Consider the following 19,175-nt stretch of genomic DNA (forward strand, 5'->3'; position numbering starts at 1 on the left):
TCAAATAACACATTAATCTCAATAATAAATTCCAATCGGTAAGAAAATGGAATTTGTCGGCGGCGGCGCGGCAAAATCATACTTTGCAAAATTTAACAATTTGCAGGGGCAGAAAACAGGAAGCTTTCCTTTTTCGTCGGAAAATCCTTATTTCGCCGCCTTGTAGCCGGAGCCGGTCAAAAGGCAAAAAATTTACCCGTTTTTTATCGGTAAAGAATTATCAGATAAAACAAATATTATAGGAAAAATACGACAGGCGGGTTTTATCGCGCATTGCCTGAAACTGAAAAATACAACCGTTGTCAAGACTGGAGAAAATGCCAAAAATCCACTATATTGTCTGCCTTAATTTATTTGAAAAGACTGTGTCTTGAATATCAAGAGTGGAAGAGGAAGCGATGAATACACCGACTGATTTGAAAGTAACCAAACGAGACGGAAGATTAGAAGCCATTGATTTGGATAAGATTCACCGTGTCGTCACTTGGGCGGCGGACGGATTGGAAAATGTTTCCGTATCTCAGGTCGAGTTGAAATCGCACATCCAGTTCTACAACGGCATCCGCACCGACGACATCCACGAAACCATCATCAAAGCCGCTGCCGATTTAATTTCGGAAGATACCCCGGACTACCAATACCTTGCCGCGCGTTTGGCGATTTTCCATCTGCGTAAAATAGCCTACGGCGAGTACGAGCCGCCGCACCTTTACGACCACGTTAAAAAACTTACCGATGCCGCAAAATACGACAGGCATATCCTTGAGGATTACAGCCGCGAAGAATTTGACGAGCTGAACGCCTATATCGACCACGAACGCGATATGTCCTTTTCCTATGCCGCTGTCAAACAGCTCGAAGGCAAATATCTGGTACAGAACCGCGTTACCCGCCAGATTTATGAAACACCGCAGTTCTTATATGTTCTGGTGGCGATGTGTCTTTTCAGCAAATATCCCAAAGAAACACGCCTCGATTACGTCAAACGGTTTTACGATGCCGTTTCCACATTTAAAGTATCGCTGCCGACCCCGATTATGAGCGGCGTGCGTACGCCTACGCGCCAGTTCTCAAGCTGCGTATTGATCGAATGCGACGACAGCCTGGATTCCATCAACGCCACTACCAGCGCGATTGTGAAATACGTTTCCCAGCGTGCGGGCATCGGCATCAATGCCGGACGTATCCGCGGACTGGACAGCGAAATCCGGGGCGGCGAAGCACGGCATACCGGCTGCATTCCCTTCTTTAAAATGTTTCAGGCGGCAGTCAAATCCTGTTCGCAAGGTGGCGTGCGAGGCGGCGCGGCAACCTTGTTCTACCCCTTGTGGCATATCGAAGCCGAAAGCCTGCTGGTGTTGAAAAACAACCGGGGCGTGGAAGACAACCGTATCCGTCAGCTTGATTACGGCGTGCAAATCAACCGCCTGCTGTACACCCGCCTGATTAAGGGCGGCAACATTACGCTGTTTTCGCCCAACGAGGTTCCGGGATTGTACGAAGCGTTTTTTGCCGACCAAGACGAATTTGAGCGGCTCTATACGAAATACGAGCAAGACCCTGATATCCGCAAGCGCATCATTCCGGCTGCCGACCTGTTTTCCACGCTGATGCAGGAGCGTGCCGGAACCGGGCGCATCTACATTCAAAACGTCGATCACTGCAATACGCACAGCCCGTTCGATCCGCGCGTTGCGCCTGTTCATCAGTCCAACTTGTGTATGGAAATCGCGCTGCCGACCAAACCTTTGGACAATATCAACGACCCGAACGGCGAAATCGCCCTGTGTACCCTGTCTGCCTTCAACTTGGGGGCATTAAACAGCTTGGACGAATTGGAAGGGCTTGCCGATTTGACCGTGCGCGCGCTCGATGCACTTTTAGATTATCAGGGATATCCGGTAGAAGCCGCGCGTACCTCCACTATGGGCCGCCGTTCGCTCGGTATCGGCGTGATCAACTATGCGTATTATTTGGCGAAAAACGGTGTCCGCTACAGCGACGGCTCCGCGCTCGGTCTGACCCACCGTACCTTTGAAGCCATACAGTATTACCTGCTCAAAGCATCGGCAAACCTTGCCAAAGAATACGGTGCGTGCACGCTCTTTAACCAAACCGTTTATTCGCAAGGCAAACTGCCCATCGACACCTACAAAAAAGACTTGGACGCTGTGTGTAACGAGCCTTTGCACTACGATTGGGAAAGCCTGCGTGCCGACATCGTCAAATACGGCCTGCGTAACTCTACTCTAACCGCACTCATGCCGTCTGAAACCAGTTCGCAAATCGCCAACGCCACCAACGGTATCGAGCCGCCGCGCGGATTGGTAACGGTCAAAGCATCGAAAGACGGCATTTTGAAACAAGTCGTGCCGGAGTTTGAAACCCTGAAAAATGCCTATGAAACCCTGTGGCAGCTTCCCGGCAACGAAGGCTATCTGAAACTTGTTGGCGTGATGCAAAAATTCGTCGATCAGGCGATTTCCGCCAACACCGCCTACGACCCGGGCAAATTCGAAGGCGGCAAAGTTTCTATGAAACAAATGCTCAAAGACCTGCTGACCGCCTACAAATACGGCGTCAAAACCCTGTACTACCATAACACCCGCGACGGCGCGGACGATACGCAGACCGATATTCAGGATGACGGCTGCGCGGGCGGGGCTTGTAAGATTTGATGAAAGGGGGAGTTTTCAGATGGCCTTTAGATTAATAAATCATCTGAAATATAAAATATGAAAAATAAAATACAAAATCAATTAGATAATATAGTTACCTTAAATAATGAGAAATTTACTTTTATTGATTTATTTGCGGGAATAGGTGGTTTTCGCATTGCAATGGAGAATGTTGGTGGGCGATGTGTATTTTCTAGTGAATGGGATGATAAAGCCCGTCAAACCTACCAAGTAAATTTTAATGATATTCCTTATGGAGATATTACATTAAAGGAAACCAAAGCAGCTATTCCAAGTAAGTTTGATGTATTAACAGCAGGATTCCCGTGTCAGCCATTCTCTATAGCTGGTGTTTCAAAGAAAAAAAGCCTAGGACGAGAAACAGGCTTCTTAGATAAGGCGCAGGGAACTCTATTTTTTGATGTTGCTGAAATTATTGGAAAACATCGACCTAAAATTTTTCTTTTAGAGAATGTGAAAAACCTTGTTTCGCATGACAAAGGAAATACATTTAAAGTAATTAAAGGGACTTTAGAAGAGCTTGACTATCAGATATTTTATCAAGTTATGAATGCAAAATATTATGTTCCTCAAAATAGGGAGCGTATTTTTATTGTAGGTTTTGATAGACAATATTTTAATAAGGAAATAAATTTCAATTTTCCTTCCCCACCAGAATCACAACCAAAATTAAAGCAAATTTTGGAAGATGATGTAGATAATTCTTTTACTCTTTCTGATAACTTATGGCTTTACCTTCAAAATTACGCTAAAAAACATAAGGCAAAGGGTAATGGATTTGGTTTTGGATTAGTTGATTTAGATGGAATATCACGAACTCTATCTGCACGATATTACAAAGATGGTTCCGAAATACTCATCCCTCAGAAAGGAAAAAATCCTAGGAAGCTGACACCTAGGGAGTGCTCGCGTTTAATGGGATTTCCTAAAGATTTTGTTATTGATGCAGTATCCAAGACAGCTGCATACAAGCAGTTTGGCAATTCAATTGCTGTACCGTTGGTTCAAGCTATTGCTAAACAAATTATAAATGAGTTAAAAAATGAATGACTTGGCAGCTCAGACAATACAAGTAGTAAATAAATCCGATGACTTAGTAGCTTCAGCAATACAGACAGCAAATAAATCAATTGCAGTATACTGTCGTTATATTCGTCCCAATGATGTTGGTACTACTGGTAGTCACCAATCAGGATTTTATATTCAAAAACATTTTTCAGACGACCTCTTTGATGTAGTTTGCCAAAAGGGAACAAATAAAACTATTTCAATCAAAATTAATTGGCAAGATGGAAGCGTCACTAATAGCAATTTTAAATATTACGGCCAAGGCACGAGAAATGAGGCGAGAATTACGGGTTTTGGCAAGAATTTTGAATTTTTAAGTGATAAATATAGTGGTTTCTTATTGGTATTGTGCAGAGCTTGTTATAAAGATTTATTATTCCATGCTTTTGTTTTATCTTCAGATGAAGATATTGAAATATTTATCGCAGAAACTAACATTTTACCAGGAAGTTTATATTTACCTAAAAAACAAGAAGTAGAGGATAACCTAACAAAATTATTTTCACTATTTCCTAACTTCCCCAAAACTGAAGAAATGGCAGTTTTGGCAAGGGAAAATATTGCATTAAATAAAACTAACGTTAGTAATGTGTTAAAACAATGGGTTTCAAAGGAATATGAATTATTTTCCATTTTTGAAAAACGTGAATTTGAAATTATTAAATCAAAAATTACTGATTTGGATAGCTTCATTAATTTTGCACATTCTTTTACAAATCGCAGAAAAGCAAGAGCAGGAAAATCTTTAGAGTTACATTTATCAAGAATATTTGACGAATTTTCCTTAAAATTTGAGACGCAAGCGAAGACAGAAGGGAAAAAGAAACCAGATTTTTTATTTCCTGGAAGTGAAGAGTACCATGCGATGGATGAATCAGGGAATTTCATATTTCAAACTGAAAAGCTGACAATGCTAGGTTCAAAGACTACTTGTAAGGATCGCTGGCGCCAAGTTTTAAATGAAGCAGATCGAATTCCTCATAAGCATTTATTTACTCTACAAGAAGGTATATCTGATACTCAAATTCAGGAAATGAGTGATGAGAATTTAACCTTAGTTGTCCCTAAAGAATCCGTAAAAACATTTGGAACTTTTGGGAAAACCCATGTTTTAACTTTAGAAAATTTTATTAAATATATAAAGTCTCAGCAGGTTAGTTAAAACTTACAGATCATTTTTAATTAATATAGAGAATAGATTATGTCCTGCGAACACTTAACTATGTCATACAGCACCTTTCCCAAAACCAAAAACGACGCGCTGAATGAGCCGATGTTTTTCGGTCAGCCGGTTAATGTCGCCCGTTATGACCAGCAGAAATACGAGGTATTTGAAAAACTGATTGAAAAACAATTGTCGTTTTTTTGGCGGCCGGAAGAAATCGACGTGTCGCGCGACCGTATCGACTACGCCAACCTGCCAGAACACGAAAAACATATTTTCATCAGCAATCTGAAATACCAAACACTGCTCGATTCCATCCAAGGGCGCAGTCCGAATGTTGCCTTGCTGCCTTTGGTTTCGATTCCCGAGTTGGAAACGTGGATTGAAACGTGGAGCTTCAGCGAAACCATACACTCGCGCAGCTATACCCACATCATCCGCAATATTGTGAATGATCCGTCGGTCGTGTTTGATGATATTGTCGAAAACGAATACATTACCGCCCGCGCCGAAGACATTGCCTGCTATTACGACGACTTAATCGAATACACCCAGTATTACAATCTGTTGGGCGAAGGGGTGCACAATGTCGGCGGAAAACCCATTACTGTGTCTTTGCGCGGGTTGAAGAAAAAACTCTATCTCTGCCTGATGTGCGTCAACGTGTTGGAAGCCATCCGTTTCTACGTTTCATTCGCCTGCTCGTTTGCTTTTGCCGAGCGCGAGTTGATGGAAGGCAACGCCAAAATCATCAAACTGATTGCCCGCGACGAAGCCCTGCACCTGACCGGCACGCAGCATATGCTTAATCTGATGCGTTCGGGTGTCGATGATTCTGAAATGGCAGAAATTGCCGCTGAGTTGCAGGACGAATGTTTCCAACTCTTCAAAAAAGCGGCGGAACAGGAAAAAGAATGGGCGGCATATTTGTTTAAAGACGGTTCGATGATTGGTTTGAACAAAGAAATCTTATCCCAGTACGTCGAATATATTACCAATCTGCGTATGCAGGCGGTGGGGTTGCCGGCCGGATTTGAAGGCGCAAATCAAAACCCGATTCCGTGGATTAATGCGTGGCTGTCGTCCGATAACGTACAGGTCGCGCCGCAGGAAGTGGAAATATCCTCTTATTTGATCGGTCAGATCGATTCTGAAGTGAATACGGATGATTTGGGCGATTTTGAGTTGTAAACGTTTTTTGAAAAAATGCCGTCTGAAGCCGGATGTTTCAGACGGCATTTGTATGTTGTATGATGGGAAAAACAGCGGGTAGGATCGGTTATTGTTCCTTTTATAGTGGATTATAGTGGATTAACAAAAATCCGGACAAGGCGAGGCAACGCCGTACTGGTTTAAATTTAATCCACTATATTTTTGATTGGTCGGAAATGGCGCGCATTGGTACGAATAAGGGTTTTTTTGAGCTCTTGGAGGGCGAGACCCTGTTGGAAGGCTTGGAACGGACGGGGCATATGGTGGAATATCAGTGCCGAAGCGGATATTGCGGATCGTGCCGAGTGAAGATTTTGGAGGGAAGCGTTACTTATCGGGAGCCGCCTTTGGCTTTTTTGGGGCGGGACGAGATACTGCCGTGCTGCTGTTGCGTCGAGGGGGATGTCAGGCTGGATTGCGGTTTGTCGGGGGAGGATGAGGGGCTGTCTGACAGTTTGTTGAAATAAAAGCCGTCCGAACATTGGTTCGGACGGCTTTTTGACGGTATTACCGGTTATGCCTGATGAGTCGGTAAAAGGTTTCACCGTCTTGGATATAACCCAGTTCTACCCGGGCGATTTCCGAAATGGCTTCTTGACCGTTTTCCAAATCATAGACTTCGGCGGCAAGGGAATGATTGCGTAGGGCGAGTGTCTGGTTTTTTTCTTCTTGAACGGCAATCTGTTCTCTCAGACTGCTGTTGCGTCCGATGCTGCCTTTGCCGAACCAGAGGCTGTATTGGCAACAGACAAGTGCGAAGGATAAAACGACAGTTACCCACTTCATACCTTAACCTTTTTTATTTGCCCAGTTGGTAGAATGCGGCTTTGCTGGGGTAGTCGGCGGCTTCCGCCAATTCTTCCTCGATACGCAGCAGTTGGTTGTATTTCGCCATGCGGTCGGAACGGCTCAAAGAACCGGTTTTGATCTGCATACAGTTGGTGGCGACTGCCAAGTCGGCAATGGTGCTGTCTTCGGTTTCGCCGGAGCGGTGGCTCATTACGCTGGCGTAGCGGTTGCGTTTGGCTAAGTCGACGGCTTTCAGGGTTTCACTCAAAGTACCGATTTGGTTGACTTTGACCAATAGTGCGTTTGCCACGCCTTTTTCAATGCCTTCGGCAAGGATTTTCGGGTTGGTAACGAAGAGGTCGTCGCCAACGAGTTGGACTTTGCCGCCCAGTTTTTCGGTCAGCAGTTTCCAGCCTTCCCAGTCGTTTTCATCCATCCCGTCTTCGATGGAGATGATGGGGAACTCGTTGACCAGGCCTTCCAGATATTCGGCAAATTCCGCGTTGGTGTAGGAGCGGCCTTCGGCTTCCAAGTGGTATTTGCCGTCTTTGTAGAACTCGCTGGACGCGCAGTCCAATGCGAATAATACGTCTTCGCCCGCTTTGTAGCCGGCGGCTTCGGTCGCCTCGACCATCAGTTGCAGGGCTTCTTTGTGGCTGTTCAGGTTGGGGGCGAAACCGCCTTCGTCGCCGACTGTGGTCGGGAAGCCTTTGCTGTCGCACAGTTTTTTCAAGGCGTGGAAAATTTCCGCACCGCAGCGCAACGCTTCGCGGAAAGATTTTGCGCCGACGGGCATAATCATAAACTCTTGGATGTTCAGGCTGTTGTTGGCGTGTTCGCCGCCGTTGATGACGTTCATCATCGGTACGGGCAGGGACATCGGGCCTGCGCCGCCCAAGTAGCGGTAAAGCGGCAGGCCTGAGTCTTCGGCAGCGGCGCGTGCAACCGCCATAGAAACCGCCAAAGTCGCATTCGCACCCAAATTGCCTTTGTTTTCAGTACCGTCCAATTCGATCATGATTTGGTCGATATAAGATTGCTCGTTGGCATCGATACCAATGAGGGCTTGGGCGATTTGGTTGTTGACGTGTTCGACCGCCTTCAATACGCCCTTGCCCGAATAACGGGATTTGTCGCCGTCGCGAAGTTCCAAAGCCTCTTTTTGACCGGTGGACGCGCCGCTCGGTACGGCTGCGCGTCCCATTACGCCGGATTCGAGCAATACATCACACTCGACTGTGGGGTTGCCGCGTGAGTCCAAAATTTCGCGGGCGAAAATATCAACGATTGCGCTCATGAATGTTCTCCAAGTGAAGTGAAGGGAGGTAAAAAAATGGGAGGGCTTCAGACGGCATCTTTGCCGGAAAGCCGCCAACTTAAGTAAATCGAAAGTAGGGCGGCCGCCATAAAAACAATACTGGAAATACCGTGCCACATTCCGAAGGATCCGCCTACAAACGACAACAGCCAATTTTCATGCCCGTATTTCAGTGCCTCGATAACGGGGGTAACCAAAAATTGGTTGGCGGCAAGGGCGGACAATAAAAAAAGCAGCAGGGCGGTTTGCCGCCGGGTTAGGGCGGCAAAGGCGGCAGCCAGTACCGCGCCCCAAACGGCAAGCCCGCTCCAAGAGAGGATGTCGAACAATACGCCGGCAATTTCGCCCGCCTGCATTTTGGGCAGCATTTTGAACAGCACCGGCGCGGCGATATAACCCGCCATAATCTGCATACCGAGCCACAAGGTTGCGGCATACAGGCTGATTTTTCGGAAAGTCTGCATCATAAGGCGAAACCGTGTTACTCGATTGTTAAAATCGGTTGTGATTTGATTAAATCATCCAATGCTTTGATGCGGATTAAAAAATCTTCTAAAAGGTGCAGCGGCAGCGCGCTGGGGCCGTCGCATTTTGCCAGTTTCGGATCGGGGTGCGATTCGAGGAACAGGCCGGCAAGGCGGGTTGCCATGCCTGCAAGTGCCAAATCCAAAGCCTGTGCGCGACGACCGCCGGATGCGGCAGAACCGGCATCGCGGGTTTGCAGGGAATGGGTAACGTCGAAAATAACCGGCAGGTTGCCGCAGGTTTGTTTCATCACGCCGAAACCGAGTATATCGACAACGAGGTTGTCGTAGCCGAAGCTGCTGCCGCGTTCGCATAAAATCAGTTTCCCGTTGTCGGCTTCGTGGAATTTTTCCACAATGTTTTTCATTTGAGAGGGGCTGAGGAACTGGGGTTTTTTGATGTTGATGACATTGCCCGTTTCCGCCATTGCGGCCACCAAATCGGTCTGCCGCGCAAGAAAGGCGGGAAGCTGGATGACATCGCACACTTCGGCGACGGGTTGGCACTGATGGGGTTCGTGTACGTCGGTAATGACGGGGATGCCGAACTCTGCTTTGACTTTTTCAAAAATCTTTAAGCCTTCTTCCAAGCCTACGCCGCGATAAGAATGGATGGAGGAACGGTTTGCCTTGTCGAAAGAGGCTTTAAAGATATAGGGAATACCGAGTTTGCGGGTTACTTCGACGTAATGCGCGCAGGTTTGGAGGGTGGAATCCAAGCTTTCCAAAACGTTGATGCCGCCGAATAGGACGAAGGGCAAGTTGTTGCCGAGGGTGATGTCGTTGATTTTAATATCCATAATCGATGTCCGTTTTCAGGGTTACAGCACGGTGTGCGGCGGCTCATAGGAGATGATGTCGCGGATTTTGTTGTTTCCGTCTACCAAGACGACTTTGGGTTCGTGTGCGGCGATTTCGGGTTCGGAGAGTTGGACGTAAGACATGATGATGACGATATCGCCTTTCTGCACCAGCCTTGCCGCAGCACCGTTCAGACAAATCACGCCGCTGCCGCGTTTCCCTGCAATGGTATAGGTTTCAAAACGTTCGCCGTTGTTGTTGTTGACGATGGCGACTTTTTCGTTGGGGTAGATGCCTGCCGCGTCCAACAGGTCTTGATCGACGGTAATGCTGCCGACATAGTTTAAATCGGCTTCGGTTACGGTGGCGCGGTGGATTTTTCCGCCAAGCATAGTACGGAACATGTATTTCCTTTTGGTTTGTGTGCGGTTTGACGGGCGCGATGCCGTCTGGAAATCTGAATGCCGTATTATAGTGGAGTTTCCTTCAAATTCATAATGGCGGCTTTCGGACAAGGAAAACGGTGTTTCAGACGGCATTGCGGTGTCGGCTTTATTTGGGCAGGCATCTGTTTTGCAAGGTTTTTAAAACGTTTTTTACGGTGTTGATTCTGACCTCGATATTTTCCATCTCTGCGGTAAACCGCAGCTTATCGGCGCCGGCAAGGCGGTATTTTTTGTCGTTCTGAATCAGCAGGATGATTTCGGTTGGATCAATATTGTTGTTTTTGCCAAAGGTTACCGTTACCGCTTCGCCGGCCGCATCAATGGCATTGATACCCAATTCTTTTGCCATAAGCCGTAAGTGGTGGCTTTCGATGAGGGTTTTGACGGGTTGTTCGGGCAGTCCGAAGCGGTCGACGAGTTCTTCGTGTATGGCGTTGATTTGTTGCACGGTTTCGCAGACGGCGAGGCGTTTGTAGAGGACGAGCCGTTCGTGGATGTCGGGGCAGTAGCTTTCGGGCAGTAGGGCGGGGCTGTGCAGTTTGATTTCGGTGGTGATGCCCAACGGTGCGTCAAGGTCGGGCTGGTGGCCTTTTTTGAGATCGCGCACGGCTTGTTTGAGCATTTCGGTGTAGAGCGTGAAGCCGACCTGTATCATTTCGCCGGATTGTCCTTCGCCGAGGATTTCGCCTGCGCCGCGGATTTCCAAATCCTGCATGGCGAGGGTGAAACCTGCGCCGAGTTCGTCTGCCGCCGCGATGGCGTCGAGACGTTTTTCTGCGTCTTTGGTGATGTATTCGGGCGTGAGCAGGTAGGCGTAGGCTTGGTGGTGGCTGCGGCCGACGCGCCCGCGAAGCTGGTGCAGCTGCGCCAATCCGAATTTGTCGGCACGGTTGATGATGATGGTGTTGGCGTTGGGAATGTCGATACCGGTTTCGATGATGGTGGAACAGAGCAACACGTTAAATCGTTGCTGCAAAAAGTCGCGCATGACTTGTTCCAGCTCGCGCTCGCGCAGTTGTCCGTGCGCCACGCCGATGCGGGCTTCGGGCAGCAGGGTTTCCAGCCGCTCACGCATGTTTTCGATGGTATCCACTTCATTGTGCAGGAAAAATACTTGCCCGCCGCGTTTGAGTTCGCGCAATACGGCTTCGCGCACGCTGCCTTCGCTGAACGGTTTGACAAAGGTTTTGACGGCGAGGCGGCGGCTGGGCGCAGTGGTAATCAGCGAGAAGTCGCGCAGTCCTTCCAGCGCCATACTTAAAGTACGCGGAATCGGCGTAGCGGTCATGGTAAGGATGTCGACATTGGCGCGCAGGCGTTTGAGCTGCTCTTTCTGACGCACGCCGAAGCGGTGTTCTTCGTCGATAATCACTAAACCTACGTTTTTGAATTTTATGTCGTCCTGCACCAGTTTGTGCGTACCGATAACAATATCGACCGTGCCGTCCGCCATGCCTTCCAGCGCGGCTTTGGTGGCTTTGCTGTTGTTGAAACGCGAAAGGCTGGCGACTTTCACGGGGAAATCGGCGAAGCGGTCGGCAAAATTTTGCGCGTGCTGCTCGACCAGAAGCGTGGTCGGTGCGAGTACGGCAACTTGTTTGCCACCCATTACCGCCACAAACGCGGCGCGCAGGGCGACTTCGGTTTTGCCGAAACCGACATCGCCGCACACGAGGCGGTCCATCGGCTTCGCCTGCGTCAAATCTTTAATCACGGCGGCGATGGCGGCTGCCTGGTCTTCGGTTTCTTCGTAGCCGAAGCCGTCGGCAAACGCCTGATAATCCAACTCGTTGATTTCAAACTTGTGTCCCGATTGGGCGGCACGTCGGGCGTAAAGGTTAAGCAACTCGGCGGCGGTATCGCGCGCCTTTTCGGCGGCTTTGCGCTTCGCCTTGTTCCACGCGCCACTGCCGAGCTTGTGCAGGGCAATGTTTTCATGCGCCTGACCGGAGTAGCGGCTGATTAAATGCAGTTGCGAAACAGGCACATAAAGCTGCGCTTCTCCTGCGTATTCGAGCAACATCATTTCGTTGGTTTCGCCGCCCAAATCTATCGTTACCAAGCCCATATACCGCCCGATGCCGTGTTCTTCGTGCACGACGGGATCGCCGATATTGATTTCGGCAAGGTCGCGCAACAGACCGTCTGAAACGGCGGCGTGTTTCTTGCGGCGGTTGTGGACGCGCGAACGGGCGACGTATTGGTAGAGGTCGGATTCGGTAATGACGGCGATGGCACTTTGGTCGGCAACTGCTTTTCCCTCTCCCCAACCCTCCCCCACGGGGGAGGGGGCAGGTTGCTGTCGGATTTGCCCGTGCAGACTATTTTCGATGGGGTACAGGCTGCTTTTGGTTTTCAGGTCGTCTGAAACGGCGGCTGCACTTTGTTCCCTCTCCTGTGGGAGAGGGCTAGGGAGAGGGTTTGTTGCGGATGCGGGAAATTCGGTTTGAGCGGCAACTGTTTTGCTCTCTCCCCAATCTTCCCCCACGGGGGAGGGGGTAGGTTGCTGTCGGATTTGTCCGTGCAGATTATTTGCGATGGAATACAGGCTGCTTTCGGTTTTCAGGCCGTCTGAAACGGCGGCGGCACTTTGTTCCCTCTCCTGTGGGAGAGGGCTAGGGAGAGGGCTTATTGCGGCTGCGGAAAATTCAGTTTGAGCGGAAACTGCTTTGCTTTCTCCTCGACTTTCTCTCTCAGGGGAAGGGGCAGGTTGCTGTCGGATTTGCCCGTGCAGATTACTTGTACCGAGGGGCAGGCTGCTTTCGGTTGAAACGGCGGCTGCTTTCAGACTGTCTGAAACGACGGCTGCACTTTGTTCCCTCTCCTGTGGGAGAGGGCTAGGGAGAGGGTTTGTTGCGGCTGCGGAAAATTCGGTTTGGTCGGTAACCGCATCGCCTTCTCCTTCGGAGGCGGAAGTAGTTTGCTGTTGGTTCGGCGATTGCAGTCCGCCCAGTTTGAACCCGTATGCCAACGGCGCAACTGTAATCATCAGCGGCTCATGCGCCGACAAGAAGCCCTGCCAGTCGGACACAGGTTTGGCTTTCAAACCGTTTTGCTGCAAGAAACCGAGCATGGTTTCGCGCCGTCCCAAACTTTCGGCGCACAGCAAAATCCGCCCGTCAAAGGCCGTCTGAAAATCCTTCAATGCCTGCAAAGGCTCGTCGGATTGTCGGTTGACGGCAAGGTCGGGCAGGGTGTGTTCCTTGCCGGAAACATCGGGCAGTACCTGTCCGTAGTTTTTCAGACGGCCTGCGAATACATCGGCAGAGAGATACAAATGCTGTGGAAGCAAAGGCGGATAGGTTTCGTCGCCCTGCGCCATGGCGTAACGCGATTTGACGTCGCTCCAAAAGCGGTTTGCCTCGGCATGAACATCGCCCAAAGAGACAAAGAGCGCATCTTCGCCGATATAGTCAAACAGCGTTTCCAGCTCGTTTTCAAAAAACAGTGGCAGATAATATTCTACGCCTGCACCGAAATGGCCGTTGCTGACGGCTTTGTATACAGCCGCATCGTTCGGATTACCGTCGACTTCTTCTCGGAAGCGGCTGCGGAAAATCTTTTGCGCCTCGCTGTCGGTGGGGAACTCGTGTGCCGGCAGCAGGCGGATTTCGGAAACGGGGGAAATGGTGCGTTGCGTTTCGGTGTCAAAGGTTTTAATGCTGTCGATTTCATCGTCGAACAAATCGATGCGGTACGGCATTTCGCTGCCCATCGGGAACAAATCGACAATACCGCCGCGCACAGCGAACTCGCCTGCCGCGACAACGTGGGAAACATGGTTATAACCTGCATCCACCAAATCGCTTTTCAGACGGCCTATATCCAAAGTCTGCCCTGTTTTCAGCCAAAACGTGCGCCCTGCCAGAAACGGCACAGGCGGCAGCTTCTGCATCGCCGTGGCAACCGGCACGAACAACACATCCGCCGCGCCGCTTTTAATCTGCCACAACGCCGACAGCCACTCCGACACCAAGTCCTGATGCGGCGAAAAACGTTCGTAAGGCAGCGTTTCCCAGTCCGGCAGAAACACCGCCGTATCGTGCGGACGGAAAAACCGCCATGCCGTCTGAAGGCGCAACGCCTGTTCTGCATCTTGAGTCAAGACAACCTTGAGCTGCTTATGCGGCAGATAACGCGCCAAAGCTAAGGGTAGCGAGCCTTGCGAAAGATTGAGCCAACGGGATTTTTCACGGGGTTTGGGGATGGGGTAGGTCATAGTGCGGCAATCGGCGGACAGTGATGCAAACGGTCATTTTAGCACGGGAGGGGGCGCGATGCCGTCTGAAAGGTCGGCGGATTGTTGCCCGGCGCACTTTGTGGTAAAGTTTAGAAAATCAACTCTAAACTGTGGCAGGCGGTTTGACCGGCCGCCGATTAATGGGAACCGACAGAGGAAGCCGATGATACACACCGAACCGAGCGCGCAGCCGTCAACTATGGACACGGCTGCTTTTTTAAAGCACATCGAATCCGCATTCCGCCGCATTTTTGCAGACGGTATCGACCTGATGCGATACCTGCCCGAAGACAAATGGCTTGCCTTGAAGCAGGCGGGTTTGCTGTTGCCCTTCCTCGACAAAAAATACGGCGGGCGCAAGGGCAGCCAGTTTGAAATTCAGGAAGTCTTGCGGATTGCGGGGCATTACGGCGTGCCCGTTACGCTGCGTACCGGCATCGAAGGCGCGCTGGTGTTGCAGCCACTGCAAGAGTTCGGCGATGAAGCGCAAATCGCACAGGGTTTGGACATGGTTTTCAAAGGCGAGGGCGGCGGTTTAGGCGTTACCGAACCCGAAACCTCCGGCGCGGCGATTGCCCGAGAAATGCAGTCTTACTACGAATATACCGACGGACAAACCATTTACGTCAACGCCGCGAAATACTGGCAGGGCAACTCGCAAAGCGACTTCCTCCTCGTTGCCGCCAAAGAGCGCAAAAACGGCAAACTCGCCAAAGTCATCGACCTGCTGCTCGTCCCCAAAACATACATCCGCTGCGAAACCCTCGCATCCGAAGGCTTGCGCGCCGTCCGTTACGCCGTCAACCGCATCGATGCCGAAATGCCTGCAACCGCCGTGATGAAACTCTCCCAGAGCGACGCTGCCGGTTTGCGCGCGTTCCAAAACATCTTTATCCGCAGCCGCCTGCAACTGATCGGCATGACGCACGGCATTATGGAATACACCCTTGAAAACCTGGAACGATACGTCCGCAACGACATCAGATTCGTCGATTACGAACGCCGCGAAATCCGGCGCCGCCATCAGGTTTCCGAGATTCTTTACCGCTACGTCTGCCATTCCGTTTCGCCCGTTGCACCCGTCGCCCATCAACTGATGGAGGCGAACATCGTCAAAACCCTCGCCACGGAATACACTTACGCCGCCGCGCAAATGTTGCAAAAACTCTTGGGCGCGAAGGGTTTTGAACGCGGACACACCGCCGGCAATATCGCTATCGACATCCGCCCCTTCACGATTTTTGAAGGCCCGAACGATATGCTTTATGCCGAAATTTACGACCAGTTTGTCCGCGCCACCGCCGAAGAAAAAGAAGCAGGCATGAAGTTGGACAAAAACCAAACCCTGCTCGACCGCCTGCAAACCGATGCCCGCTTTGCCGCCGTCGCCCGCGACTACACTTTGCCCGAAGACATCCGCAGCTTCCTGCAGGAACACACCCTGACCGATGCCTGCGCCCTGCAAAAAGTCTTTATCGGCAAAATCATCGCCCGACTCTTTGTCTTCGTACAGGCGGAACACGAAGACACCGCAGCCTTCCTGCTGAACGACATCCGCAAAGACATATTGGACTGCCGATATTGCGGATAGCGGGCAAATACGGCGGCAGGCAATGCCGTCTGAAGGGGGAAGTGCCTTCAGACGGCATTTTCGGCGGCGGCATACGGATTTCGGGCGGTGCAAGAGGCAACGTGCGGCATTCCGCAAAGCCGCCGATTGCGGCGGATGCCGCATTTCGCGCCGCGCCCTTGTGCCGCTTTCCCACTTACCCTATTTGTTCGGAACATATTTATGAAAAACAGAAAAATACTGCCGCTGGCAATTTGTTTGGCGGCTTTGTCTGCCTGTACGGCGATGGAGGCACGCCCGCCCCGGGCAAATGAAGCCCAAGCCCCCCGCGCGGATGAAATGAAAAAAGAAAGCCGCCCCGCGTTTGACGCGGCAGCCGTATTTGACGCGGCAGCCGTACCGGTATCCGACAGCGGGTTTGCCGCCAATGCAAATGTCCGCCGTTTTGTGGACGATGAAGTCGGGAAAGGGGATTTTTCCCGGGCGGAATGGCAGGATTTTTTTGACAAAGCGGCTTACAAGGCGGACATCGTCAAGATTATGCACCGCCCCTCCACATCGCGTCCGTGGTATGTGTTCCGCACGGGAAATTCGGGCAAGGCGAAATTTCGCGGCGCGCGCCGGTTTTATGCGGAAAACCGCGCGCTTATCGATGATGTGGCGCAAAAATACGGCGTGCCTGCCGAACTTATCGTGGCGGTTATCGGGATTGAAACGAATTACGGCAAAAATACGGGCAGTTTCCGTGTGGCGGACGCATTGGCGACCTTAGGCTTTGATTACCCCCGCCGCGCCGGGTTTTTCCAAAAAGAATTGGTCGAGCTTTTAAAGCTGGCAAAAGAAGAAGGCGGCGATGTTTTCGCCTTTAAAGGCAGCTATGCGGGCGCAATGGGGATGCCGCAATTTATGCCTTCGAGCTACCGGAAATGGGCGGTGGATTATGACGGGGACGGACATCGGGACATATGGGGCAATGTTGGCGATGTCGCGGCATCGATTGCCAATTATATGAAGCAGCACGGTTGGCGCACGGGCGGGAAAATACTGGTGTCTGCAACATTGGCGCCGGGTGCGGATGTTCAGGCAATCATTGGCGAAAAAACCGCCCTGACGCGGACGGTGGCGGATTTGAAGGCGTACGGCATCATCCCCGGCGAAGAGCTTGCCGATGATGAAAAGGCGGTTTTGTTCAAACTGGAAACCGCACCCGGCGTGTTTGAATATTATTTGGGCTTGAACAATTTTTATACGGTATGGCAGTACAATCACAGTCGGATGTATGTAACGGCGGTCAGGGACATTGCCAATTCGCTTGGCGGCCCGGGATTGTAATGTTTTTTAAAAGGGGCTGTACTAGATTAGCCCTAAATCCCACACCAATCCCGCAGGATTTTAAGCTGTTGAGACGGTGTGCCGAAGTTAAATCGAAATTCGCATTCTTTCAAGAACAGTGGGAAAGATTTGCAATCGATTCCGTTGTATAGTGGATTAAATTTAAACCAGTACAGCGTTGCCTCGCCTTAGCTCAAAGAGAACGATTCTCTAAGGTGCTGAAGCACCAAGTAAATCGGTTCCGTACTATCTGTACTGTCTGCGGCTTCGTCGCCTTGTCCTGATTTTTGTTAATCCACTATATTTTCGCAAGACGCGTTTTGCCTGATTCCAAAAGTTCTCAATGCCGTTAATGTGGTTCTGACGGTCTGCAAACTCCTTGGAATGGTTGATGCGGTAATGGATAAAACCGCTCACGTCCAACTTGTCGCAGCTGCTCAGACTATCGGTATAAACAATACTGTCCGGCATGATTTTCTTTTTGATGACAGGGAGTAACGTTTCAGACTTGGCATTATCCACCACAACGGTATAGACCCGTCCGTTGCGTTTCAGAATGCCGAAAACAACCACTTTTCCTGCTGCACCGCGACCACGTCTACCTTTATGCCGTCCGCCGAAATCGCTTTCGTCCGGCTCGACAGAGCCCTCAAAAACCTCATCGGCAGCCAAGGCCAAATGATGGTTGATAACCGTGCGGATTTTACGGTAGAACAGTGCTGCCGAATTGGGATGGATACCCAAAATATCGGCGGCAGAACGGGCGGTAACTTCCAGTACAAAAAAATGGAGCAGTTCTTTCTGTACTTTTTTCTTTAATTTGCAGTGCGTTATCTTCATATTTCGAGGGTAACATATCTGCTAATCTAGTACAGCCCCTTGGATTCGGATTTCAAGTGCAACACTAGTGTATTAGTGGTTGGAACAGATTCAAGAATAAAACACTTGGCGTTTCGTAGCCAAGTGTTTTTCTTGGTCGGTGGTTCAACTCATCTTGAACCCTGCGTATCTCCCGATCACTGATGTTACGGAAATCGGTTTGTTTGGGGAAGTATTGCCGGATGAGTCCGTTGGTGTTCTCATTCAGCCCTTTCTCCCAAGAATGGTAAGGGCGACAAAAATAAGTCTCCGCTTTCAATGCTTTGGTTATTTTGGTGTGTTGGTAGAACTCTTTGCCGTTATCCATGGTGATGGTGTGCACCCTGTCTTTATGTGCCTTTAATGCCCTAACAGCTGCCCGGGCAGTGTCTTCGGCTTTGAGGCTATCCAATTTGCAGATGATGGTGTAGCGGGTAACGCGTTCGACCAAGGTCAATAATGCGCTTTTCTGTCCTTTGCCGACAATGGTGTCGGCTTCCCAATCGCCGATACGGGATTTTTGGTCGACGATAGCGGGTCGGTTTTCTATGCCGACACGGTTGGGTACTTTGCCTCTGGTCCATGTGCTGCCGTAGCGTTTGCGGTAGGGTTTGCTGCATATTCTGAGATGTTGCCACAACGTGCTGCCGTTGCTTTTGTCTTGGCGAAGGTAGCGGTAAATGGTGCTGTGGTGGAGCGTGATCTGGTGGTGTTTGCGCAGGTAGGCGCATACTTGTTCGGGACTGAGTTTGCGGCGGATAAGGGTGTCGATGTGCTGAATCAGCTGCGAATCGAGCTTATAGGGTTGTCGCTTACGCTGTTTGATAGTCCGGCTTTGCCGCTGGGCTTTTTCGGCGCTGTATTGCTGCCCTTGGGTGCGGTGCCGTCTGATTTCGCGGCTGATGGTGCTTTTGTGGCGGTTCAGCTGTTTGGCGATTTCGGTGACGGTGCAGTGGCGAAACAGGTATTGGATGTGGTATCGTTCGCCTTGGGTCAGTTGCGTGTAGCTCATGGCAATCTTTCTTGCAGGAAAGGCCGTATGCTACCGCATACTGGCCTTTTTCTGTTAGGGAAAGTTGCACTTCAAATGCGAATCCGCCCCCCTTTTAAAATGCCGTCTGAACCACGTTTCGGTTCGGACGGCATTTTTGCA

At 50.2% G+C, this 19,175-nt stretch carries 15 protein-coding genes and 2 pseudogenes; 8 read left to right on the forward strand and 9 right to left on the reverse strand.

Translation table 11 applies throughout. The annotated features are described in order from the left end of the window. The first annotated feature begins 398 nt into the window (after positions 1–398). From nrdA to yfaE, 5 genes are all read left to right on the forward strand, one after another. Positions 399–2,678 carry a class 1a ribonucleoside-diphosphate reductase subunit alpha gene (nrdA, locus tag IUJ45_RS00330; protein ID WP_002237050.1) on the forward strand — a complete coding sequence of 760 codons (2,280 nt, stop codon included), beginning with the start codon at positions 399–401 and terminating at the stop codon, positions 2,676–2,678. Positions 2,679–2,735: 57 nt separating this feature from the next. Next, positions 2,736–3,749: a DNA (cytosine-5-)-methyltransferase gene (dcm, locus tag IUJ45_RS00335; RefSeq protein WP_002222381.1), complete on the forward strand. Its 1,014-nt coding sequence runs from the start codon at positions 2,736–2,738 to the stop codon at positions 3,747–3,749. Beyond that, entirely contained in the window at positions 3,742–4,929 is a 1,188-nt protein-coding gene (locus tag IUJ45_RS00340) for a type II restriction endonuclease (protein ID WP_002246001.1), read from the forward strand. Before dcm ends, IUJ45_RS00340 begins: the two co-directional genes overlap by 8 nt. A gap of 60 nt (positions 4,930–4,989) precedes the next feature. Further along, positions 4,990–6,123, forward strand: a complete 1,134-nt coding sequence (gene nrdB, locus IUJ45_RS00345) for a class Ia ribonucleoside-diphosphate reductase subunit beta (RefSeq protein ID WP_002237049.1) — start codon at positions 4,990–4,992, stop codon at positions 6,121–6,123. A gap of 197 nt (positions 6,124–6,320) precedes the next feature. After that, a complete protein-coding gene (gene yfaE / locus IUJ45_RS00350) occupies positions 6,321–6,611 on the forward strand; it encodes a class I ribonucleotide reductase maintenance protein YfaE (protein WP_002217077.1) in 291 nt (96 codons plus the stop codon). A gap of 40 nt (positions 6,612–6,651) precedes the next feature. On the opposite strand, the gene ftsB is transcribed toward yfaE, so the two are convergent. From ftsB to mfd, 6 genes are all read right to left on the reverse strand, one after another. Next, on the reverse strand, positions 6,652–6,930 hold the full coding sequence (ftsB, locus tag IUJ45_RS00355; RefSeq protein ID WP_002213385.1) for a cell division protein FtsB: 279 nt from the start codon (positions 6,928–6,930) through the stop codon (positions 6,652–6,654). 13 nt (positions 6,931–6,943) lie between these two features. Then, complete coding sequence (gene eno / locus IUJ45_RS00360; protein WP_002219188.1) at positions 6,944–8,230, reverse strand: phosphopyruvate hydratase; 1,287 nt, start codon at positions 8,228–8,230, stop codon at positions 6,944–6,946. A 47-nt stretch (positions 8,231–8,277) separates the two neighbouring features. Beyond that, on the reverse strand, positions 8,278–8,718 hold the full coding sequence (locus IUJ45_RS00365) for a DUF4149 domain-containing protein (protein WP_002237048.1): 441 nt from the start codon (positions 8,716–8,718) through the stop codon (positions 8,278–8,280). Positions 8,719–8,732: 14 nt separating this feature from the next. Beyond that, positions 8,733–9,575, reverse strand: coding sequence for a 3-deoxy-8-phosphooctulonate synthase (gene kdsA / locus IUJ45_RS00370; RefSeq protein WP_002232563.1), 843 nt, complete (start codon positions 9,573–9,575; stop codon positions 8,733–8,735). Positions 9,576–9,596: 21 nt separating this feature from the next. Beyond that, complete coding sequence (gene panD, locus IUJ45_RS00375) at positions 9,597–9,980, reverse strand: aspartate 1-decarboxylase (RefSeq protein ID WP_002217080.1); 384 nt, start codon at positions 9,978–9,980, stop codon at positions 9,597–9,599. A gap of 148 nt (positions 9,981–10,128) precedes the next feature. Beyond that, on the reverse strand, positions 10,129–14,241 hold the full coding sequence (mfd, locus tag IUJ45_RS00380; RefSeq protein ID WP_082308594.1) for a transcription-repair coupling factor: 4,113 nt from the start codon (positions 14,239–14,241) through the stop codon (positions 10,129–10,131). 184 nt (positions 14,242–14,425) lie between these two features. On the opposite strand from mfd, the gene IUJ45_RS00385 reads away from it, so the two are divergent. The 3 genes from IUJ45_RS00385 to mltB are packed head-to-tail and all read left to right on the forward strand — an operon-like array spanning position 14,426 to position 17,164. Beyond that, the gene (locus IUJ45_RS00385) at positions 14,426–15,853 is read left to right on the forward strand and encodes an acyl-CoA dehydrogenase family protein (RefSeq protein WP_002246960.1); all 1,428 of its coding nucleotides are present in this window, start codon (positions 14,426–14,428) and stop codon (positions 15,851–15,853) included. Next, entirely contained in the window at positions 15,844–16,146 is a 303-nt protein-coding gene (locus IUJ45_RS00390) for a hypothetical protein (RefSeq protein ID WP_226893058.1), read from the forward strand. The genes IUJ45_RS00385 and IUJ45_RS00390 overlap by 10 nt, the downstream gene beginning before the upstream one ends. Continuing rightward, on the forward strand, positions 16,055–17,164 hold the full coding sequence (gene mltB, locus IUJ45_RS00395; RefSeq protein ID WP_002237044.1) for a lytic murein transglycosylase B: 1,110 nt from the start codon (positions 16,055–16,057) through the stop codon (positions 17,162–17,164). The genes IUJ45_RS00390 and mltB overlap by 92 nt, the downstream gene beginning before the upstream one ends. 32 nt (positions 17,165–17,196) lie before the next feature. Here mltB and IUJ45_RS00400 read toward each other — a convergent pair. The 3 genes and pseudogenes from IUJ45_RS00400 to IUJ45_RS00410 all read right to left on the reverse strand — a co-directional run. Then, a pseudogene (locus IUJ45_RS00400) lies at positions 17,197–17,301 on the reverse strand (IS1595 family transposase); the annotation flags it as partial. A gap of 154 nt (positions 17,302–17,455) precedes the next feature. After that, positions 17,456–18,004, reverse strand: a pseudogene (locus IUJ45_RS00405) (IS1595 family transposase); the annotation flags it as partial. A gap of 64 nt (positions 18,005–18,068) precedes the next feature. Next, entirely contained in the window at positions 18,069–19,034 is a 966-nt protein-coding gene (locus IUJ45_RS00410) for an IS30-like element IS1655 family transposase (protein ID WP_002246325.1), read from the reverse strand. Between the last annotated feature and the right edge of the window lie 141 nt (positions 19,035–19,175).

This window comes from Neisseria meningitidis (genome assembly GCF_022869645.1).
In the GTDB taxonomy this organism is placed as follows: Bacteria; Pseudomonadota; Gammaproteobacteria; order Burkholderiales; family Neisseriaceae; genus Neisseria; species Neisseria meningitidis.